17 protein-coding genes are annotated in these 20,001 nt (G+C 40.4%); 7 read left to right on the top strand and 10 right to left on the bottom strand.

What is annotated here, in order from left to right; translation table 11 throughout:
• Nucleotides 1–82: 82 nt before the first annotated feature.
• Together B3297_RS13670 and B3297_RS13675 are read left to right on the top strand one after the other, a co-directional pair.
• Nucleotides 83–694 (top strand): fumarylacetoacetate hydrolase family protein, encoded by a 612-nt coding sequence (locus tag B3297_RS13670; RefSeq protein ID WP_115046513.1) that lies wholly within the window; start codon nucleotides 83–85, stop codon nucleotides 692–694.
• Between the two features lie 13 nt (nucleotides 695–707).
• Nucleotides 708–2,438, top strand: coding sequence for a M23 family metallopeptidase (locus B3297_RS13675; protein WP_115046512.1), 1,731 nt, complete (start codon nucleotides 708–710; stop codon nucleotides 2,436–2,438).
• A gap of 235 nt (nucleotides 2,439–2,673) precedes the next feature.
• On the opposite strand, the gene B3297_RS13680 is transcribed toward B3297_RS13675, so the two are convergent.
• Complete coding sequence (locus B3297_RS13680) at nucleotides 2,674–3,378, bottom strand: IclR family transcriptional regulator (RefSeq protein ID WP_115046490.1); 705 nt, start codon at nucleotides 3,376–3,378, stop codon at nucleotides 2,674–2,676.
• Between the two features lie 97 nt (nucleotides 3,379–3,475).
• On the opposite strand from B3297_RS13680, the gene B3297_RS13685 reads away from it, so the two are divergent.
• Nucleotides 3,476–4,198 (top strand): 3-ketoacyl-ACP reductase, encoded by a 723-nt coding sequence (locus B3297_RS13685; protein ID WP_070570201.1) that lies wholly within the window; start codon nucleotides 3,476–3,478, stop codon nucleotides 4,196–4,198.
• A gap of 122 nt (nucleotides 4,199–4,320) precedes the next feature.
• On the opposite strand, the gene B3297_RS13690 is transcribed toward B3297_RS13685, so the two are convergent.
• Complete coding sequence (locus B3297_RS13690) at nucleotides 4,321–4,569, bottom strand: hypothetical protein (protein ID WP_286775157.1); 249 nt, start codon at nucleotides 4,567–4,569, stop codon at nucleotides 4,321–4,323.
• Between the two features lie 43 nt (nucleotides 4,570–4,612).
• Between B3297_RS13690 and B3297_RS13695 the strand changes: the two genes are divergently transcribed.
• Nucleotides 4,613–6,517: a type I restriction-modification enzyme R subunit C-terminal domain-containing protein gene (locus B3297_RS13695; protein WP_286775158.1), complete on the top strand. Its 1,905-nt coding sequence runs from the start codon at nucleotides 4,613–4,615 to the stop codon at nucleotides 6,515–6,517.
• A 16-nt stretch (nucleotides 6,518–6,533) separates the two neighbouring features.
• On the opposite strand, the gene B3297_RS13700 is transcribed toward B3297_RS13695, so the two are convergent.
• Complete coding sequence (locus tag B3297_RS13700; protein WP_286779038.1) at nucleotides 6,534–8,291, bottom strand: SWIM zinc finger family protein; 1,758 nt, start codon at nucleotides 8,289–8,291, stop codon at nucleotides 6,534–6,536.
• 222 nt (nucleotides 8,292–8,513) lie between these two features.
• On the opposite strand from B3297_RS13700, the gene bcp reads away from it, so the two are divergent.
• Together bcp and B3297_RS13710 are read left to right on the top strand one after the other, a co-directional pair.
• Nucleotides 8,514–8,975 (top strand): thioredoxin-dependent thiol peroxidase, encoded by a 462-nt coding sequence (bcp, locus tag B3297_RS13705; RefSeq protein ID WP_286779039.1) that lies wholly within the window; start codon nucleotides 8,514–8,516, stop codon nucleotides 8,973–8,975.
• A 63-nt stretch (nucleotides 8,976–9,038) separates the two neighbouring features.
• Nucleotides 9,039–10,508, top strand: a complete 1,470-nt coding sequence (locus B3297_RS13710; RefSeq protein ID WP_075994392.1) for a glycine--tRNA ligase — start codon at nucleotides 9,039–9,041, stop codon at nucleotides 10,506–10,508.
• A gap of 92 nt (nucleotides 10,509–10,600) precedes the next feature.
• On the opposite strand, the gene B3297_RS13715 is transcribed toward B3297_RS13710, so the two are convergent.
• Together B3297_RS13715 and B3297_RS13720 are read right to left on the bottom strand one after the other, a co-directional pair.
• The gene (locus B3297_RS13715; RefSeq protein WP_286775162.1) at nucleotides 10,601–12,040 is read right to left on the bottom strand and encodes a hypothetical protein; all 1,440 of its coding nucleotides are present in this window, start codon (nucleotides 12,038–12,040) and stop codon (nucleotides 10,601–10,603) included.
• A 76-nt stretch (nucleotides 12,041–12,116) separates the two neighbouring features.
• On the bottom strand, nucleotides 12,117–12,341 hold the full coding sequence (locus B3297_RS13720) for a hypothetical protein (protein WP_145327505.1): 225 nt from the start codon (nucleotides 12,339–12,341) through the stop codon (nucleotides 12,117–12,119).
• 44 nt (nucleotides 12,342–12,385) lie between these two features.
• Between B3297_RS13720 and B3297_RS13725 the strand changes: the two genes are divergently transcribed.
• The gene (locus B3297_RS13725; RefSeq protein WP_158638811.1) at nucleotides 12,386–12,682 is read left to right on the top strand and encodes a hypothetical protein; all 297 of its coding nucleotides are present in this window, start codon (nucleotides 12,386–12,388) and stop codon (nucleotides 12,680–12,682) included.
• Between the two features lie 57 nt (nucleotides 12,683–12,739).
• Here B3297_RS13725 and B3297_RS13730 read toward each other — a convergent pair whose 3' ends face one another.
• From B3297_RS13730 to B3297_RS13750, 5 genes are all read right to left on the bottom strand, one after another.
• Nucleotides 12,740–13,600, bottom strand: coding sequence for a helix-turn-helix domain-containing protein (locus B3297_RS13730; protein ID WP_286727404.1), 861 nt, complete (start codon nucleotides 13,598–13,600; stop codon nucleotides 12,740–12,742).
• 65 nt (nucleotides 13,601–13,665) lie between these two features.
• Nucleotides 13,666–14,868 carry a DUF4369 domain-containing protein gene (locus tag B3297_RS13735; RefSeq protein ID WP_286775163.1) on the bottom strand — a complete coding sequence of 401 codons (1,203 nt, stop codon included), beginning with the start codon at nucleotides 14,866–14,868 and terminating at the stop codon, nucleotides 13,666–13,668.
• Nucleotides 14,855–17,194: a glycoside hydrolase family 95 protein gene (locus B3297_RS13740; protein ID WP_286775164.1), complete on the bottom strand. Its 2,340-nt coding sequence runs from the start codon at nucleotides 17,192–17,194 to the stop codon at nucleotides 14,855–14,857. Before B3297_RS13740 ends, B3297_RS13735 begins: the two co-directional genes overlap by 14 nt.
• Nucleotides 17,184–19,067: an alpha-L-fucosidase gene (locus B3297_RS13745; RefSeq protein ID WP_286779040.1), complete on the bottom strand. Its 1,884-nt coding sequence runs from the start codon at nucleotides 19,065–19,067 to the stop codon at nucleotides 17,184–17,186. The genes B3297_RS13740 and B3297_RS13745 overlap by 11 nt, the downstream gene beginning before the upstream one ends.
• A 517-nt stretch (nucleotides 19,068–19,584) precedes the next feature.
• Nucleotides 19,585–19,977, bottom strand: coding sequence for a hypothetical protein (locus B3297_RS13750; protein WP_112375002.1), 393 nt, complete (start codon nucleotides 19,975–19,977; stop codon nucleotides 19,585–19,587).
• Between the last annotated feature and the right edge of the window lie 24 nt (nucleotides 19,978–20,001).

Below are 20,001 nucleotides of genomic sequence, written 5' to 3' on the forward strand. Positions count from 1 at the left end.
CTTCAAACATACTCGCGATGAACGTCGAGCTAAAGCGCTTGCCAAGAAATCTGAAAGCTTCATTGCCTTAAAAATTTATATCATGAAAATAATTGCAATCGGTCGCAATTACATCGACCACGCGAAAGAACTCAATAATCCAGTCCCAGAAAATCCCATTATATTTTTAAAACCCGATACTGCGGTATTAAAGGATAACAAAGATTTCTATTACCCCGAATTCTCCAAAAACATTCAGTTCGAAACCGAAGTTGTCCTCCGGGTCTGTAAAGAAGGAAAGCATGTCACGCCCAAATTTGCGTCAACGTATTATGATGCCATTGGTCTGGGCATTGACTTCACCGCCAGAGATGTACAGCAGGAACTTAAAGCGAAAAGCCTTCCCTGGGAATTGGCAAAAGCATTTGACCATTCTGCAGTGATCAGCAACTTGATTCCTAAAGGAGAGCTTGCAGATGTGAACTCGATTGAGTTCTCCCTGCAGCAAAATGGACAAACAGTCCAGCAGGGAAATACCAAGGATATGATATTTTCCTACGAAGATCTGATTGTATATACCTCCAAATTTATTACCCTCCGCAAAGGTGACCTCATTTACACCGGAACTCCAGTTGGTGTCGGATCTGTAGCCATCGGCGATTTATTGGAAGGTTTCATCGGCGAACAGAAGATGTTTAGCTGTAAAATTAAATAAGCTCGGACATCTTATGACAACAAAAAGAATAGCATTACTGGCCTTCCTCACTTGTACGGCAGGCCTAAGCCAAGGGCAAGATATTATCAAAAGTCGCAATTATCCACAAAATTATTTTGTACGCCCCATGGATATTCCTCCACAGGCTTCGGGATCGTTTGGCGAATTGCGCGCGACGCATTTTCATGGCGGAGACGATTACCGCACACAACAACGCATCAATATTCCTGTGCATGCAGCGGCGGAAGGTTTTGTATCCCGCGTCAGGGTACAGATAGGTGGTGGTGGTAATTATGTTTACATTGATCACCCCAATGGTTACACCTCGGTATACATGCACTTAGAGAGTTTCAATTCAGATCTTGCTAAAATCATCAAAGATGAGCAGTACAAGCAGAAACGTTTTGATGTCGATGTATTCCTCAAACCAAATCAGGTCCCGGTGAAAAAAGGTGAGTTTATTGCAAATTCGGGCAATACCGGTGGTTCAGCTGGCCCACATCTTCATTTCGAAATCCGGGATACAAAAGCACAATTGCCGCTCAATCCGCAATTGTTTGGACTGTTGTTTCCAGACGGTGTCAAACCGATTATCCGCGGTATGACGGTCTACGATTTGGGTTCCGAAATATTCGACGAAAATACACCTCGAAGACATCAGACGATCAAGTCGGCTGGCAATGGTACCTATAGCTTAGCGAGTACCGCGCCGATACCTGTGAATGGTACCTTTGGATTGGGAATCAACACCGTTGATAAACGGAGAGGAATCTCTTTTACATATGGTGTATATTCGATTGAACTATTTTTAGACAATAAAAACATCAGCACGGTACTGTTCGAATCCATTCCTTTTGATCAGACCCGTGCGATCCAGTCTTACGTAGACTACCCTTATTTAAAAAAATCAGGGGTACGCGTGCAAAAGAGCTTCAAAGATCCTAACAATCCGATCAACATCTTCAAAAACTTGGATAACCTCGGTAAAATCACGTTGAAAGACAATGAGGTGCATGAGGTAAAATATGTGGTTAAGGATGTTCAAGGGAATACGAGTGAATTGAATTTTAAGGTGCAGAATAACCCTTCACTTTCCATCAGCCGCCCAAATGCGAAGGGGCTTAAAATGTTTCACTATGCCGATGAAAACAAATATGAAGCGGAGAATGCTCGGGTTTATATGAGCAAAAATATATTGTATGACGACCTTTACTTCAATTATTCGCAGGGAGCAAAACCTGCAAAAGGCTACTCGGCAATGCACTATATCCACAACGCTTATACACCGGTGTTCGGATTTTATAAGCTCATGATCAAACCAGACTACAGCTTGTCTGAAAATCTTTATGACAAAGCCTTGATTGTTTCTTCTGATGGCGGAGCACAAGGTGGTCAATATGAGAACGGCTGGGTGGTAGCCAACGTACGCGAATTTGGTGGTTTTTACATCGCTGTCGATACCATTGCACCAAATATCACTGCGCGTAACCTGACCGACGGCAAGAATGTTTCCAATCAACGCTCCATCGATTTTACCATCAGTGACAATCTATCGGGTATAGCTACTTTTGACGCTTATATTGACGGGAAATGGGCTTTAATGAAATATGACCCTAAAACAAGACATATCTGGCATGACTTCGAACCGGAACTCAGCAGTGGCAGACACGACTTTAAACTTGAAGTGAAAGACAACAAAGGGAATTTGAAGGTCTACGAGGCTTCATTCTCCACATCGCGTTAACAGCTAATTTCAAACTTACAACATTTCTCCGACCTGATCTGCTACATTAATTGCAATTTTCGATTTTTGGTTCAAACAAAAGGGAAATGATAAAATGAGTAAAGGAAAAGAGTCCTGGAATTGGCGAGGACTCTTTTCCTTTACTCAACAATAATCAATGTTACATTTTTAATTGTCACAGTACAATAAGCATGATGCATTCAATATACACGCTATAGAACGATTATCGTGTAGATTAAGATACCTTATTCTTTAATAATGATTGAATGATCTGTATTCCCTGTTGCATTTCTTTAGTTCCAAAACGATACGATGGGCCTGAAATACCAATTGCTGCCAATAATTTATTATTACTATAAATTGGTACCGCTACGCAATTCATCTCTTTTTCCAAACGTTCATAATCTTCAGCATAGCCTTTTTCTATTACATTATCGAGTTGCTTTTGCAATTTGATTTGTTCTGGCTCGATGAGATTAACCATTAATTGTTTGGTCAAACTCGGTGAATGTGCCATAAAAACATTGCCCAAAGCCGAATTCATTACATCCATTTCTTTACCTACTTCTAGACTTATACGTACAGAGCGTTTGGGATCGCTTTTTAGTTCGTGCCGCATATAGGATCCTAGCTGTATGGTTAGATAAGCGGTTTCACCGGTGAGTTCGGTTATTTTTTCTACGATAGGACGATAGTCTGTCTTCAGTGTAGCGGTAGAATATTCCGTTGGGATGAGGTGATGCATTTTGCCTGTGAGGTAATATCGGGTAGAAAGTTCCTCTTGATCTGCATAGCCCATCTGCACCAAGGTTTTAACAAAATTATGTACCGTAGATTTTTTCATATCCAAACCTGATGCAATATCTTGTATACGCACCCGATTACCGTTTTGTACCATATAATCCATAATGAGAAATAGCTTCTCGACCGACTGTATCATGTTATGTTCATTATTACGGAACAAATTTACATTTTAATGCTCAATAGTCGTTTATAATAAAATAAAAACAGAATTTTGCGATATATAAAATAGAAATATGCAAGATTTAAAAAATAAGAATGCCCTTATCACAGGTGCTGGTAAAGGGTTAGGTAAAGCGATGGCTTTGGAATTGGCAAAAGAAGGGGTCAATATCGCTCTGGCAGGTCGTACAGAAAAAGATTTGTTACGGGTAGCTGCTGAAATCAGCGCCATTAACAGCGATGTAAAAGTGCAAACTTATGCCTTGGATGTCTCAGATTATACAGGTGTACAAGACACGGTAAAAAGTATTTTGGAAACTTTTGAAACTATTGATATTCTTATCAATAGTGCCGGAGTTTTGGCTGTAGGAGGTATCAACGAATTGCCAGTTGAGCAATGGGAGCAATCTTTCAAAATAAATGTATTTGGAACGTATTATATGATCCACGAGGTATTCCCGGAAATGGTCAAAAACAATGGTGGTGATATCATTAACATAGCATCTACCTCAGGTTTGAAAGGTTCTGCAAAAATGAGTGCCTACGGAGCATCAAAAGCAGCGGTGATCAATCTTACCGAGAGTGTGATGCAAGAAGGCCGCAAGTCCAACATTCGTGTATCGACCATCAACCCGAGTACCATTGCCACAGATATGACGGTGAACGCCAACTTCACCGATGGAAACGAAGAAAAAGTATTACAGCCGGAAGATTTGGCGACCCTAGTCGTACACCATCTGAAATTGCCAAAACGTGCTTTTGTAAAAGAATTTAGTTTGTGGTCTACCAATCCATAAGGTTTTTTATTGTCAACGTTGTAAGAAGAGGCTAACTGAACTACGGTTAATTTAGCCTTTTTTATCATCATTATTTTGATAAACCTTTTTATCAGGAGTGTAGATGGTGATAAAGTGACTAATTATTTCCCGCCCCTAACCCTTGTCAGTGTTTTTCTTGAAATACCTAGGTAAGAAGCGATCATATAAAGCGGAATGCGATTGTAGATATTGGGGTAATTTGATACAAAATCTTCGTAGCGTTTCTGGGGTGAGTCTTTGAGTTGATGCATCAGCCGTTCCTTGTTAGTCAGCGTGTTTTTTGCGGTCAACTGTTCTACCAATTGGTGTAAGGTTGGCGGTTGCTGTAGCACTAAATTTAAATGCTCCATTTATCAAAAATACCAATCTATCTTCGATTACTTTGATGGTTTATTGATTGGGTTAACGGCTACACCCAAAAAAAATCTTGATAAAAATACGTATTCATTTTTTCAATTAGAGGATGATATACCCACTTTTGCCTACGAATTAGATACTGCCGTAAACGACGGCTTTTTAGTACCGCCACGCTCGTATGCTGTCCCTGTACAGATGGTAAGGGATGGCGTGAAATACAAAGATTTAAGCGATGAGGATAAGGCCGAATTAGAGGAAAAGTTGGGATTGACCGCGGTATCTGATGAAGCCCTTCAGGAATTTGAAGTTGGAGCGTCTCAGATTAATTCTTTTTTATTTAATGAACCTACAGTAGATCTTGTTTTGGATCACCTCATGAATAATGGGTTAAAAGTAGCTTCTGGCGATAAGGTCGGCAAAACGATTATTTTTGCCAGAAACCATCGTCATGCTGTTTTTATCGAAGAGCGATTTAACAAAAACTATCCCGAATATGGAGGCAACTTTTGCCGGGTCATTGACAATTACAATGACAAAGCGCAAGATTTACTTGAAAAGTTCTGTTATGACAAAGAAGAACTAGAACCTCAGATTGCTATTTCGGTCGATATGATGGATACAGGAGTCGATGCACCTAGCGTACTGAATCTCATATTTTTTAAACCGGTAAAATCATATGCTAAGTTTTGGCAAATGGTAGGAAGGGGTACTCGTTTACGTCGTGATTTATTTGGACCCCATGAGGATAAAAAATTCTTCCTACTATTTGACTACTGCCGAAACCTTGAGTTCTTTCAGGAGAATCCGGACGGTTATCAAACAAATACCCAAAGACCTTTAAGTCAACTGTTGTTTCTGGAACAATTACATGTTGCTAACCTTATTCAGGAGAATATGGATGCCAATAACCAAGATTTAGCTTTAGCAAAGGAATATATCAATCAACTACATGCCAAAGTAGCGCAGCTGGATACAGCTCGGTATGAGGTCAGAAAGCATCTCGCTGTAGTGCATCAATTTGCAGATAGAAGCAAGTGGGACAACCTCAATAAATCTGCTATCATTGCTATAGAAACGGAACTGTCTCATCTTATTCCTTACACTGAAGACATAGATGAAATGGCTAAACGATTCGATCTAAATAGTTATAAACTGCAAGGAGCAATGATTAATAAATCTCCGCGGCAGACCGTCCTTATCCAGAACTTTATGGATATAGGAAAGAGACTATTAAAAAAGCGAAATGTACCTGCTGTCGCTGCTAAAGAAATCGTCATAAGAGAGATGGCCTCCATAGATTTTTGGCAAGATGCATCAGTATCAAAAATTGAAAATCTACGAAAGGAAATTCGAGATCTAATACACTTGCTCAAAGAGGAGAATAACATTAAACCTATTTATACAAAGCTTGATGATAATCTTTTAAAGGAAGAAATTATCGGGTATGATATTATCGCAAATTTTAAAAATCTACAAAGTTATAAAGATCGAGTAACCGCCTTTATCAAAAAGAATAAGCATCATCTTGTGATCGACAAATTGCATAAAAATCAACCGATCAATGCTTTCGAATTACAGCAGTTAGAACAATACCTCGTAGCGGAGGCACTGGGGTCCAAGGAAGAGTTTATAAAAGAATTTGGTGATCAGCCGCTAGGAACTTTTATTCGGTCCATTATCGGCTTGGATCAAGAGGCTATACAGGCTCATTTCACAAATTTTATTGGCGAAGCTAACCTTTCGGCCAAGCAGATCAAGTTTATGGACACTGTAATACGTTATTTCGTAACCAACGGTTATCTAGAAACCGCCGATCTCATGGAACCTCCTTTTACGGAGCTAGATGACAGCGGGGTTATCGGATTATTTGACGAAAACAATGTTGTCAAACTCATGAGCTTAATCAAGCAAGTTAACCAAAATGCAGATATCGGGGCCTAGATGAACATGCATTCATCTACTCCCCCTGTGCATTGATTTTGTCCAGTATATTCGTTAATTCATCCATCATCGCAGGACGGTGCCTGTAGATCATTTTCCAGTGAAGCATTTGGGCCAAGAGTGTTTCCCTACCAGAAGGTATATCTTTAAATATAACGAATACGATGTCCATCAATCGTTGGTAGGCATTACGTTTATTGGCAGACTCAGCATGTTGATCCAATAGGGATGAGTACAATTTCATAAGTTCCGCAGGATGCAATTTATATAAATGCTCATGATAGTTTAGTATGGTTTCCAGATCGGTCTGCCGTTGCACCAGTGCAAGTAATTGGTCGAACATATTCTCTTCAATATAGATAGGACCTATTTCGTTCAAAAGCCAGTAGTCTTGGTGTTTCGAATAGGAACTCTTTTCTCCGGTTGATTTTGCGCGAATCGAGTTGATTTTGTCGTTAATGACACTTCTCCATTCTTCTGAGGTATAGGTGTTTTTCCACTGGTTGTAATAGTGGCTGCTAAAAGAGTAACCTATAGCGAATTTTTCTGTAAAAGAGCGCACCATTGGAATGTCATTTTGCAGAACGGCAATATGCAAAAGGGTTTCTTCCCAGTCCCTTATTACACGAGGATGCTGTGCTTCTTCCGCTAGTCGTATTCCTTCAACCAGCAATTCCTTGGCCTCTTCAAAGCGCTCGTTTTCAATAGCTTTTTCGACCTGAACCTTCCTCATTTGTGGCAAATGGATTTGTTGTTCTATCAATTGCTGTACCTCTTCTGTCCTGTTTCCTTTTTGAAGGATGGAGGCTTTAATCTGTATAAAAAAACTACTACGGTAATCATAACGGTCTAAACGAGCTTTATGAATAGCCACATCGGCAAAGTGCAGAAAATCATCTATTTTACTTAAATCCAGACATAGCTGCGCATAAAGATCTGTCATATCATATCCGAAATCGCCATAGTCAAAGTACAGATCCTGTTGCAGCTCTTTATTCAAATACACAGCAATCTTTTCTTTCAAATCGACGGGGGACTGCACCGCAATATCTGTCAATAAGGATATACCACTATCGATAGCATCTCCTATAGATCCATTGCTATCGTCGGCGTAAGTAATCACTGGCATAACTTCCTGTATATACGCCATGCATAACAAGCTACCGTTTAGGATGTTATTTTTGGATAGATAATATTGACCTTGCATCAGAATTTTTTGTAATTCCCGTGCTAGCTTACCACTTGAACCATAATCGATAAATTCGTGTTTGCTGTAGGTCTTGATCGCTTTCCTAATCTGATCCTTTATTTGCTTTTCTATGTCAAAGTTTTCATCTTTTTCTGCAAAGAATAGTTCCAAATCAGATTTAAAGCTACTGTCCTTTTTGCTGTACTGGACAATAAATGCTTTCAGCTCGTCGCTACTGATATTGTCCAGTAGTTTTTGAAAGGATAGTTTTGTTTTTTTCTTGGTAGTTTTAGGTACATCCTCAGGAGCAATCGCTTTTTCATCCCGTATAGCATACAAGACAGCAACCACGTGCTTGCACAAATCGCCATCGTAGGGACAGTCACATCCATAATCTCCTACTGATCCTTTTTTGCTAATTTCAATCTCTACAAAATAATCGTCCGACCCTGCTACCACTGCAACCCATACACCATCTTCTGTTTCTCCAAGAGATTCAACCTGTCCTTTTTGGTAGTAGACTTTACCTCGCTGTAAAATCGTACTATTGATCTGTTTTTCAAAAGATGATAGTTCCATTTCCATGTTTTTTTAAAAATAGTAATTTATGTGTCGATAGAAAAATTGATTTTCTAAAAAATTATCCTCACTGTACCAGCCGACAGATCTTTTATCAAATTACTTGGCGAGAACCAAGTTGTCGACTTCACGAGTAGCAGCAGGCACATTAACCAAAATGCTTAAGCATACCATCGGATAGATTTATTGTTATAATTTCGTATCTTAATCGACTAAATCGAAATACATATGGCAACACTAGAAATAGGACAACAAGCACCGGATTTTAGTGCAAAAAATCAACATGGTGAAACGGTACATCTTTCGGATTTCAAAGGGAAAAAAGTTATTTTATATTTTTATCCAAAAGACAATACACCAGGCTGCACCACGGAAGCCTGTAATTTCAGAGACAATTATCAGTCTTTGAAAAAAGATGGTTTTGAAATCATCGGCGTAAGTGTGGACAGCGAAGCATCGCACCAAAAATTCATCAGCAAACATGAGCTTCCTTTTCAGCTGCTTGTAGATGAAGACAAGAGCCTTGTAGAGGCCTATGGTGTATGGGTCGAAAAGAACATGTATGGCAAAAAGTATATGGGCACAGCACGTACCACTTTTGTGATTGATGCAGATGGCATTATCCAACATATCATCAAAAAAGTAGATAACAAAAATGCGTCCCAGCAGATCCGTGATTTAGGCATTTAAAGAATACCTCTTATCAAGAATCTTATATCTAAAATCTAAAACTAATATCTATATTTGCCACTTATGAGCAAACAGACAGACGACTTTTTCAAAAGTGTAGTATCACACGCGAAGGAATACGGTTTTGTATTTCAATCGAGCGAAATATATGACGGATTAAGTGCCGTCTACGATTACGGTCAATTAGGTTCGGAATTAAAAAACAACCTAAAGACTTATTGGTGGAAATCCATGGTGCAATTGCACGAAAACATTGTTGGTATTGATGCCGCAATTTTCATGCACCCAACAACATGGAAAGCCTCTGGTCACGTTGATGGTTTTAACGACCCAATGATCGACAATAAGGATTCAAAAAAACGTTACCGTGCCGATCAATTGATCGAAGATAAGATTGCACGTTATGAAGCAGATGGTAAGACAGCTGAAGCTGCTGCCCTATTAGACGCTTTGAATACCGCATTGAATGCAGACGATTTAGCTGGACTGAAAACCATCATTGAAGAACATAATATCGTATGTCCGGTTTCAGGTACCAAAAATTGGACTGAAGTACGTCAATTTAATTTGATGTTTGCAACCCAAATGGGTGCTATGGCAGATGGAGCTGATCAGGTTTACCTTCGTCCTGAAACTGCACAAGGTATTTTCGTCAACTTCCTGAACGTTCAAAAGACAGGACGTATGAAAATTCCTTTTGGTATTGCACAAATTGGTAAAGCTTTCCGTAACGAAGTAATTGCACGTCAGTTTATCATGCGTATGCGTGAATTCGAGCAAATGGAAATGCAATTTTTCTGCCGCCCGGGTACTGAATTGGAATGGTATAACAAATGGAAAGAAACACGTTTGAAATGGCATTTGGCATTGGGCTTCGATCCATCAAACTACCGTTACCACGACCACGATAAATTAGCGCATTACGCAAATGCTGCAGTTGATATTGAATTCAACTTCCCATTCGGATTCAAAGAAGTTGAAGGTATCCACTCCCGTACAGATTTTGACTTGAAACAACATCAGGAATTTTCTAAAAAGAAAATGCAATATTTTGATCCTGAAATCAATCAAAACTACATTCCATATGTCATTGAAACTTCAATTGGATTGGATCGCCTTTTCTTAACTGTATTATGTAACTCTTTGGTAACAGAAGATCTTTCTACAGCAGAAAAACAAGATTCGCGCGTTGTATTGAAATTTCCACCAGCATTGGCACCGGTAAAAGCTGCAATTTTACCATTGACCAAAAAAGATGGTTTACCAGAAAAAGCACGTGAGATCCTAAATACACTAAAATTGGATTACAACGTTCAATATGACGAAAAAGATGCCATTGGAAAACGTTACCGTCGTCAAGATGCAATCGGAACACCAATCTGTATCACAGTCGATTACGATTCATTGGAAGACAACACCGTAACCATCCGTCACCGTGATACGATGGCACAGGAACGTGTTGCCATTGCCGATCTTGAAAAAATATTGAATGACTTGGCTGGTTGGAATACCTTGCTAAAAAAATTGATATAGCCAATATGCTATCACAGAAAAGGTGTCCATTGCTGGACACCTTTTTGTTTTAATAGATGTAGGGCGGCTAGATGCTAAGTACAATAACTGTGCTAGTATTCTATCACAATATGATCGTCCCACTGTTCATTCTTCACGATCTGAAAACCCAAATTCCCATTGGCAGTCTCCAGCAATTTGCCCTTAAACTGTATTTGAACATTATTTCGGATTTCGCTTTCCAGTTCAAATGTACGCAGCAATTTACCTTCCTTGAAAACTTGGAACTGATATTTAATAGCGGTATTGTTGAGATAATAGCCCATAAATTGGTTGAACGAAAAACTTTGATCAGCTGCCGTAAAATGTGGGATAACCGTCAAAAGACTTTCATCAACCTGGTCGTTACTATGCGTCATAAAAGGATAATAATGAAACACAGGATGAAGCTGCTTCACCTGAATACTATCAATTGCGCTCAGATCTTCGCTGTCTGTAAAAGTCAACTTGACCTCACTGTAGATCCGACTTAAGTTTAGGACCCGTTCCATAGCCCCTTTAACCTCAAAGGTATCCCGGCTAGCAAATAACTCTGCAGATTGTTCTGAAAAAGCATTCGTCGCATAAAAGTGCTCAAAATCCACCGCCCCTGCCAGGATCAGCGGCAATGTCGAATTTTTAGCAATCAGACTTAGGTAATAGGTTCCGTTCGGCAATTCAACATCGAAAGCTTCCTGCGAATTAAGTACGCCCGATTTGATCATAGCCTTCGATTTTGCATCAAACACATGATAGTAAAATTTGCTGGGCAAAGCGGCCGGGTTGACTTGTCCGTAAACCATCAAGTTATCCATCTTGAATGTACCAGTCGTTGGGCTGTAACCCGCTCCTCCATCCCTGCTACCGGCAAATAATGAAATTTTCAACCAGAGCTCCTTGCTGTTGCCAAACGAAATATCTGCCAATGATGCACTCACAGGGATTTTGGCTGAAAGTGACACATTCGATGGATAATTGATTGTATCCGAGAGCATCAAAAAACTATTCCCCTTATCCAGGGAATAACTCAAAAGCAGTGCCCTTGGTCCTGTACTCGAACTATTGCAATCAAAGGTCCAGCTACCCAGCGAATGAATACCTGTGGCAGGGATTTTGACTAGGATCTCTTTACCACCTTTGAAACTAATGGCTTTTCCCGTTGCAGGCCAACCGCCTAAAAAATCATAGTCTGTCTTTCCATTGTTGTAATCGATCACAACGGCATCATCAAGTGCATTTTCGGGAACAACATCGCTGTTATCAAAGGTCCAATGATACAGCAATTCGTTTTCGGAAGAAGCTCTGCTCAGCGCAGCTCGTTTTGCCGTGGTTGATTGTTTTTTTAGAGGAGTAACAATCGCTTCAAAATCCTTGACTTTGAATTTTACCGCATGAATTGTTTCATCGTTTTCATCGGGAAGTTTTACATGCTTTTTGCACGAAGGCATTGCGGCTAAAACCAGGATGAATACACATGAAAGAATTCCCCAAGTTGACTTGGATTTTCTTTTCATAAATATAAATGATTTATAAGTTAATTAACCGGCAGATTAAAATTAACTTATAAATCATTTCACTCCAATAGTATAACTAAAAAGTTACAATCCTTTTTTCACTTTTGCCAGTGGTCTCTTTATCTATTTTTTGAACGTATATCTTTCCAGAAGAGGTTGTTAATTTCATTTTGAGCACATTATTCATCCCTGTTGGACGTACATACTCGCCATTAAATTCGTCCCATTCATAGATCGGATTACCTTCTTCATTCATCCAGATATAGCTATAACGCGCATCGACTTTATCCTTTACTGTCAATTGTTCTGTGTTTTTCTTCTTGTCGATTTTAACCTGAATATTCTTTGGCTAATCAATTTTGTCCAAATACCAACTCCGTCTTTTCCAAGCCAGCATTTCCAGTGGACCTGCTTTGCATCTGCCGATTGCGAGCGGTTTACAGACTCAATAGCATATGGATTACCAGTCCAATACTCATCGGAAAGCTGGGCAAAGGAATGTCCAATTTCGCGCATCGCGATGTCATTGCTCTTAAAATTAACAGTGACGAGTCTTTCTCCGATATTGTCAACAAAACCATTCTTCCGATTTCCGTGGAGGGGAGCCCACCAAAAATCAACGGTATGAGGATCCAGTTATAGCTCGGAAATCTCCATAGACTATTCCATTAAACGGCATAGTAACATCCGCCAAACAACCTAGTAGCGCATACGATGTTCCTGTACATATTCACTCGGCGACAGTTTGGTTATTTTCTTGAACACCCGATTGAAATTGACAACATTGTTAAATCCTGTTTTAAAAGCGATATTAGAAACACTTTCCGAAGATTCGTCAATCAACATTTTACAGGCACGTTCAATCCGGATTTCATTGAGGAAGGTAACATAGGTTTTCCGGGTATGTTTCTTAAAATACTTGCAAAATGCGTGTGGTGTCATGTGTGCTACCGCTGCTATATCTTCCAAGGAAATCTTGTCTCCAAAATGCTGGAAAGTATATTGGAATATTTCATTGATTCGCAATCCTTCGGCATCTGAGAACTTCTTTTGTGGAATACCTGTATACAGCGAAGTCCATTGATCTACTTTTTTACTTAAAAAATTAATCAGCTTCACAAACGAAAGGAGACGATCTATGCCCGCACTCACGTTAATCTGTACAAATTTTTCTTTCAACGCGACGGAATGCTCCGCATCCAATTTTTTACTGACGTTGATGTGTTCCAGGAAATACTTAACATCATCGAATTCAGGAAAATCCAGAAAGGGTTTAAAATGTTCGTAGTCGAAAAAAATATGGATGGCATGAATGCCATCCCTTATATCTTCCCCCGTTTTGAACATATGCGGTTCATCTGCATCAACGATATAGATCTCGTCCTCTTCAAAACTATGTGTAAAGTTGCCAATCATAAAGGTTCCCCGCCCTTTCAGGATATAGGTCAGCTGGATTTCCTTGTGTCGGTGATAGTTGCTGTAGAATGAAGGCAGAATGTCTTCCTGCACACAAATAGATCCTTGGTAAACAACCGGAACTGTAAATTGAACGACTTTCATTATGTATTGAAATAACAAATATTAAACAGTTAATTCAAAAGTAAGCTTTTTTAAGACAATAATCGTTAATTTTTAGCAAGAAATTCCTTTACCTTCCCTAAAAACTGTGGCATTGCTGGATCCTCACCACTCAAGGATAAAATTTGGAAGGTCTGCGGATTTATCCATAGATAACTTGGCGTACGATCTATACCAAAATCATTTTCCATCGTTGCCTGGTCATTATAATTCAAAAAGTAGCTCTGCTTCCCTAGCGCCAGCTCCTTACTTGATTTGATCCATTTATCCAGATCCTTATCCAGCGAAAAATAGATAACCCTTACCCCCATAGCGTTCAATTGAGATTCTTTTTTCCGTAACATCTCCATATCGGCCTTGCTATTGGTATTGGAAGTTCTCCAAAACGCGGCAATCAGCATTTTAGCCTTTGAAATATTCTTTAAATTCAAACTATCCCGTTCTACATTCATCGGGCTAATAGCAGGAAATACAGGCATATTTTCATAGAAGTCTTTCACCCTATCGACCTTTTCGCGGGCAAATTTAACATAAGGATGCTTCTGCAAATCCGTATTAAAACTCAGCAATGCGGCATCGAATTTTTTATAATTCGTCTGATCCAAGGAGATGTATTTAAAAAAATAAGGCAATACTAAGGATGAACGGTGGGTACTATCGAGAATAAAATCGGCGTATAGTGTGCGTGGATTAAATGCGGCATTACCACTTAAGCGCTGTATTTCATCGACTGTTTTCTCATAGGAACCATCATTTCTTGCAGCCATCGAAGGCAACTGACTCTCCAGCTGCCTTACCCGTTGGCTTTTATTTGCCGTTTTATTTTTTTCCTCCTCTTCACGCTGTTTATAGTTCGCATTGAACTGTATGAAATCCTTGGCATTCTGCGAAGAGGTTGTCAAGGTAAACTTGCCCTGGTTTTCACTCAGATCATAGTCACTCCCGCCTTCGACAAATAACGTATAGGCCTCCATACCCTTAATCTGAATATCGTAAAATCCGGCCATGGCAAGTTCGCCTTCCAAAACAAATTGCCCATTAGCAACCTGTGTTTTTACAAATTGCTGCAGTTTATTATCGTGATCGACGAGGCTCACCTGAGTCCCATCCCCGGCAGTGGTTTTTCCGGTAATCTTATAGCTAAAGCTATTCAACAAGGCGGCTGTCTTCGCCGATTCGGACTTTTGTGTACAGGCTGTCGTCCCCAAGGCCAGCACAGAAATCAAGCAAAAATAGTTAACGAACTTCATAATCTTTATAGTTTCCGTTTTCAAATAGACGAATCTTTCCTTTTTTACCTTTAATCTGGAGGTCGGAAACCTTTCCATTCTCCCATTTCATATCCACAGTGTAGTTTCCTCTGGTTTTGAGACCGCTAACTTCACCCTTTGACCAGGCTTTAGGTAGCGCAGGTAATAGATGGATATAACCATTGTGGCTCTGTATCAACATCTCGGCAATCCCGGCTGCACCGCCAAAGTTTCCGTCTATCTGAAAAGGCGGATGCGCACAGAACAAATTAGGGTAGGTACCTGCCCCGACTCCCTGATAGGTTGTTTCATTGGTAAAAGCGGGCTTAAGCAACTGCCTTAGAATTTCGAGTGCATGATCACCATCCTGTAATCTCGCCCAAAATAATATTTTCCATGCTCTAGACCAGCCGGTTCCTTCATCACCACGTACAGCTAAAGTCTTACGTGCTGCGTCAGCCCATTCAGGTGTCGTCTGTGGCGAGATAAATGCCGCGGGATACAGACCATATAAATGTGATACATGTCGATGTTTAGGTTCAACTTCCTGATAGTCCTCGAGCCATTCCATTACGCGCCCCGATGGGCTAACAACTACAGGCGGAGGGACATCCTTCAGCTTCGCTTTCAAGGCGCCGGCAAAACTATCGTTCGTCGTAAGGATAGAATCAGCTTTGATCACCGCCTGGTATAACTCCCGTACGATCTGGTTATCAATGGTAGGTCCCATCACAACCGCAGCAACTTTTCCATTGGCCATTCGGAAAGCATTTTCCGGCGACACCGACGGTGAAGTGACCCACCATCCTGTTTTAGGGTCCTGAACCAATGTATGATCGTAGAACTCTGCCGCTCCTTTGAGTATCGGATAAATCTCTTTGAGGTAATTTTTATCCCCGGTAAACAGATAATGTTCCCAGAGATGGTTACATAACCAGCCTGATGCCGTACTCGCTCCCCAGGAAGCCTGCTCACCCGGAGCGGAATACCCCCAGATATTCGTCATCATATAGACCACCCAACCCGGTGCGTTATAGTAAGCCTTTGCTGTCTGCTCGCCAGTTTTTGCAATCCGCTTTATCATTTCAATAAAAGGCTTATGATATTCGCTCAGGTTATTGACCTCCACGCCCCAATGATTCATCTGTGCATTGATATTGAGATGATAGTCACCATTCCAAGGTGTATTGATCTGATTAGCCCATAACCCCTGTAGGTTTGGCGGGAGCGCGTTTGTATTTTTCGGAGCAGCACTTGAAATATTCAAATACCTTCCATATTGGTAATAAATCGTCGCCAAATCGGGATCCTGAACCGGATTTTTATAAAAATTAGCAATGCGTTCATTGGTCGGAATGGCGTTATTCGCTGTATTTCCAAAGAGATTAAGACTTACCCGATTGAAGACCTTTTGATAGGCTGCGAGATGGTCGCGATATAGCTTCTGTTCGTCAGCAGTTTTTGCTGCTGCAACCGCTGCTTTGACAATAGGTAAGGGATCTTTTCCGTAATAGGAAGTACTTGCTGAGAAATAGATCGTAAGACCGCCTTTTGCAGACACCTCTAAGGTTTTATCTTTTTTGCTGATCTGCAGATTTTTACCTTTAACCTGAATTAATCCAACGAATTTCAGATTTTTACCACCTTTTCCATCAGGCAAAAATCCCTCGATCAGAATCCCATCGTCCAACAAGGTGTAACGGTCAATATTTTCCTGCCGCTGGAATGATATGCCTAACTGCTGTACCTCATCGTTATGTTGACTCAATTGGATAACACCTACATTATTGTCAAAAGAAGTATAATAACGACGTTGGAACTGTTGTCCGTTTATCTTGAATGAAGTTTGTGCCGAGGCAGTCGCTAAGTCCAAGGAACGCTTGTACTCTTCGATCGTTCCCGCGGGCAATTTATAATCCAGCAAAAGGTCACCGAATAACTGATAACAGCCATAGGGAACCTTTGCACCATTACCAAAACCAGATCCCTTGCCTTTGGTCACAAAAGTTTCATTGACCAGTTTTTCGGCTTCATCATTTTTACCAGCTTTAAGCAGTGCCTGAATGGCTTCAACATTTTTGTAGGCTTCATAATTATTGGGATCTTCTGGACTGCCCGACCACATACTGATCTCGTTGAGCACGATCTTGTCCTGACTAGGATTTCCATCTGGCATCATGCCGATGAGTCCATTTCCCAATGGCAGAGTTTCTTCCCAAGCCTTCGCGGGCTTATTATACCAAAGTACGAGTGGATTTTGTTGGGCAAAAAGCAACGTGGTATGACATATACATACCACGATAAACATTAAGAATTTATTTGCCATACAATTCAAGTTCCGCTATGGCCAATTCATTGCCGTCGATAAATTGTTTTGGTTCAAATTTGATAAACTTGGTTGCACTGTTTGTATCAAAAAACACCTGTTGCAAAATTGGATTTGCCTTAATATTGGAAAACTCGCCCTCTTTAACAAGGGTCCATGTTTTTCCGTCGGTACTGGTTGATATTTTATAATGTGTTGGTGTCCATATGTTCTTTCCATCCTGACGAGGAAGGAAGCCGATACCAGAAACAGGTTTGTCTGTAGCGACAACGATTACACCTTGATCGGCAACAGTCGCAAAAGTACCTGGTTTTCCGTCAGATATATAAGCATTATTATTGGATCTACCTGTCGAAATCTTAAATCCAGTCAGCTTTTTCACCTCTTTGGTATTAAATGCAAAGGGTTCGTTGTACTCCTTGAACAGTCCAAAATCACTGAGCGTGATTGCTACCGGAGCATAAACATGAAGACGTAATTTACTTGCAGTTTGAGGTTGCTCGAGTTTGATGAGGCGGTTTGCGCCGATACTTGTTGCTTTGGCCAAAGGCTTCCAGCTGTTATTTTCCCAACGTTCAATCGAAACACTATCGATACGTTGTCCCAACTTAATATTTTCTCTCAACTGAATAAGGTCGAACTTCGCTGGGGATTTTAATTTTATTTCCAATGTAGCCGATGTTTTGGAATCGTCTGTTGCCCAATAACTATAGCGGTCGTTATCGGTAATAAATGAAGTACCATAGGATTTTGAATCACCGTTACGGACATTGGATGCCGTGATGGACGCTCCTTTGGCTAAATTGGTACGGAAAGTTTCCTTCACTTTTTTCCCAAATGCCTGCAGCGACTTCACATCATTCTCATGTAATGTACCAGAAGGCATCGGTGCTAAGCCAAGATTCATGCATGCTCCTCTTCCAACGGATTTTAAATAGATCTCAAAAAGCTGATTTGGTGTTTTTACACGGCTATCTTGTTCTTCATGATAAAACCATCCCGGACGTTGTGGCACGTCACATTCAGCAGGTATCCAATATTTACCATTACGGTCACCTGTTTCGGCATTATGTGATTCTGTCGCTCCGGGTACAGCGACTTTTCCATTTAAGCCAATCGGCGTAAATGTTGCCCATGAAGTTTCAGCAGCAAATCCTTTCTCATTACCCACCCAACGCATATCGGGACCGATATCTGAGAAAATAACCGCTTCAGGCTGTAATTTTCGTACAATAGGCCAAGTTTTCTCATGCCACTCATAGTAAGTTGTTCGATCGATGATACGCTTCCCTTCATGGCCACCATAAAAGCCATCGCCGCCATTTGCTCCATCATGCCACGAGGTAAACAAAGAGCCATAATTGCTCATCAATTCGGTCAGTTGCTGTCTGTAGGCATCTGCATAGGCCGGTGTGCCGTAACGTTCATCGTGACGGTCCCAAGCAGAAAGATATACACCAAATTTCATCCCATTCCGATGGGTCGCTTGCATAAAATCTTTGACCATATCACCTTTTCCATTTTCCCATGGCGAAGAAGCGATACTATAGGATGTTGTCTTGGTTGGCCACAAACAGAATCCATCATGGTGTTTTGCCACACTAATTAAGCCCCTGAAACCACCCGCTTCCGCTGCCTTAGCAATTTGATTTGCATCAAAAGCCGAAGGATTAAACAATGAGGGCTGTGCATCACCATAACCCCACTCCTTATTTTGGAAAGTTGTCGGCGTATAATGAATCAAACAATACGTTTCCATCTCTTGCCACTTTAATTGACGCTCGGTTGGCAGAGCCCCGTAAGCTTTTAAAGTATCTGATTTGGCTACAGGCCCGCTGGAAAGTAAAATGGAGGATAACAAGATTGTCAACATAGTCTATATTTATGTGCTAGAAAATTAGGTTGTAAAGCCCTAAGATAAGAAGTTTTGCAAAATGCTGTATGTAACATTTGCGTACAAAACCGATCGATGATCAGCTCCAACAGAATTTATCCCTAGGTCAAATCGTATTCTTTGTTTTAATCAATCGATTGATTAAAATATGCAAAACATGAATGCTGTAATAATACTTGGCACTAGTAGAACAATTGTTCAGCACATGCGGCCCCGCCAGTTTGAACCCGCTCGCCAGTTTCAGAAATCGAAACTGTATTTTTTCTTAAATAATTGTTTGTCGACAAGGCTCGGGGGAGAAACTCTTCCAGCACCATAACTCCTTTGATCTCATTAGGCTTGGCATCATAGTCACTAAATATCTGAACAGTTTTAAAAGCTGAATTAGGATAACTTACAACGAGGCTATCTAGGTTCTTCGCTGAATTAAAATAGAACGTTTTTTAGGACCTGAGTTGCTCGTCGACGTAGCTGTACTCCCCTTTTAGCAAATCACCTATGTATTGATAAGTTCGACAATTTTCCCGCCCTCAAATAATAACTTCTGTCTGTCTGAAAATATAAGTTCCTTATTAAAACTCTTTTTTTCAAGTATCATCCGATTTCCGTTTACACGAACGTCCCAGTACACCTTATCCGTAAAAAAGGGGGCAAATCCGTTCGTGGTAGGTATCTCTAAAAATCCTCCTATAATGCGATCCAATTGTTTCCCACGATAACTCAATTTCATTTCGTTCACGTTAGACATAAATAATTCAGCGGTAGATGACTCTAGATACAAGATCGGAATTTGCATTGGTCTTTGTTCAAAAGTTCCTTCCTCATCCTTTGAACAGGAAAAGCAAAGCACTAGGAATATAGTACAAGGCAAAAGCCATATTTTTTTCATAAAATGGGTTATTTCATTGCTAAT

Origin of the sequence: Sphingobacterium sp. UBA3519 (assembly GCF_002377215.1) — a bacterium.
GTDB lineage: Bacteria > Bacteroidota > Bacteroidia > Sphingobacteriales > Sphingobacteriaceae > Sphingobacterium > Sphingobacterium multivorum.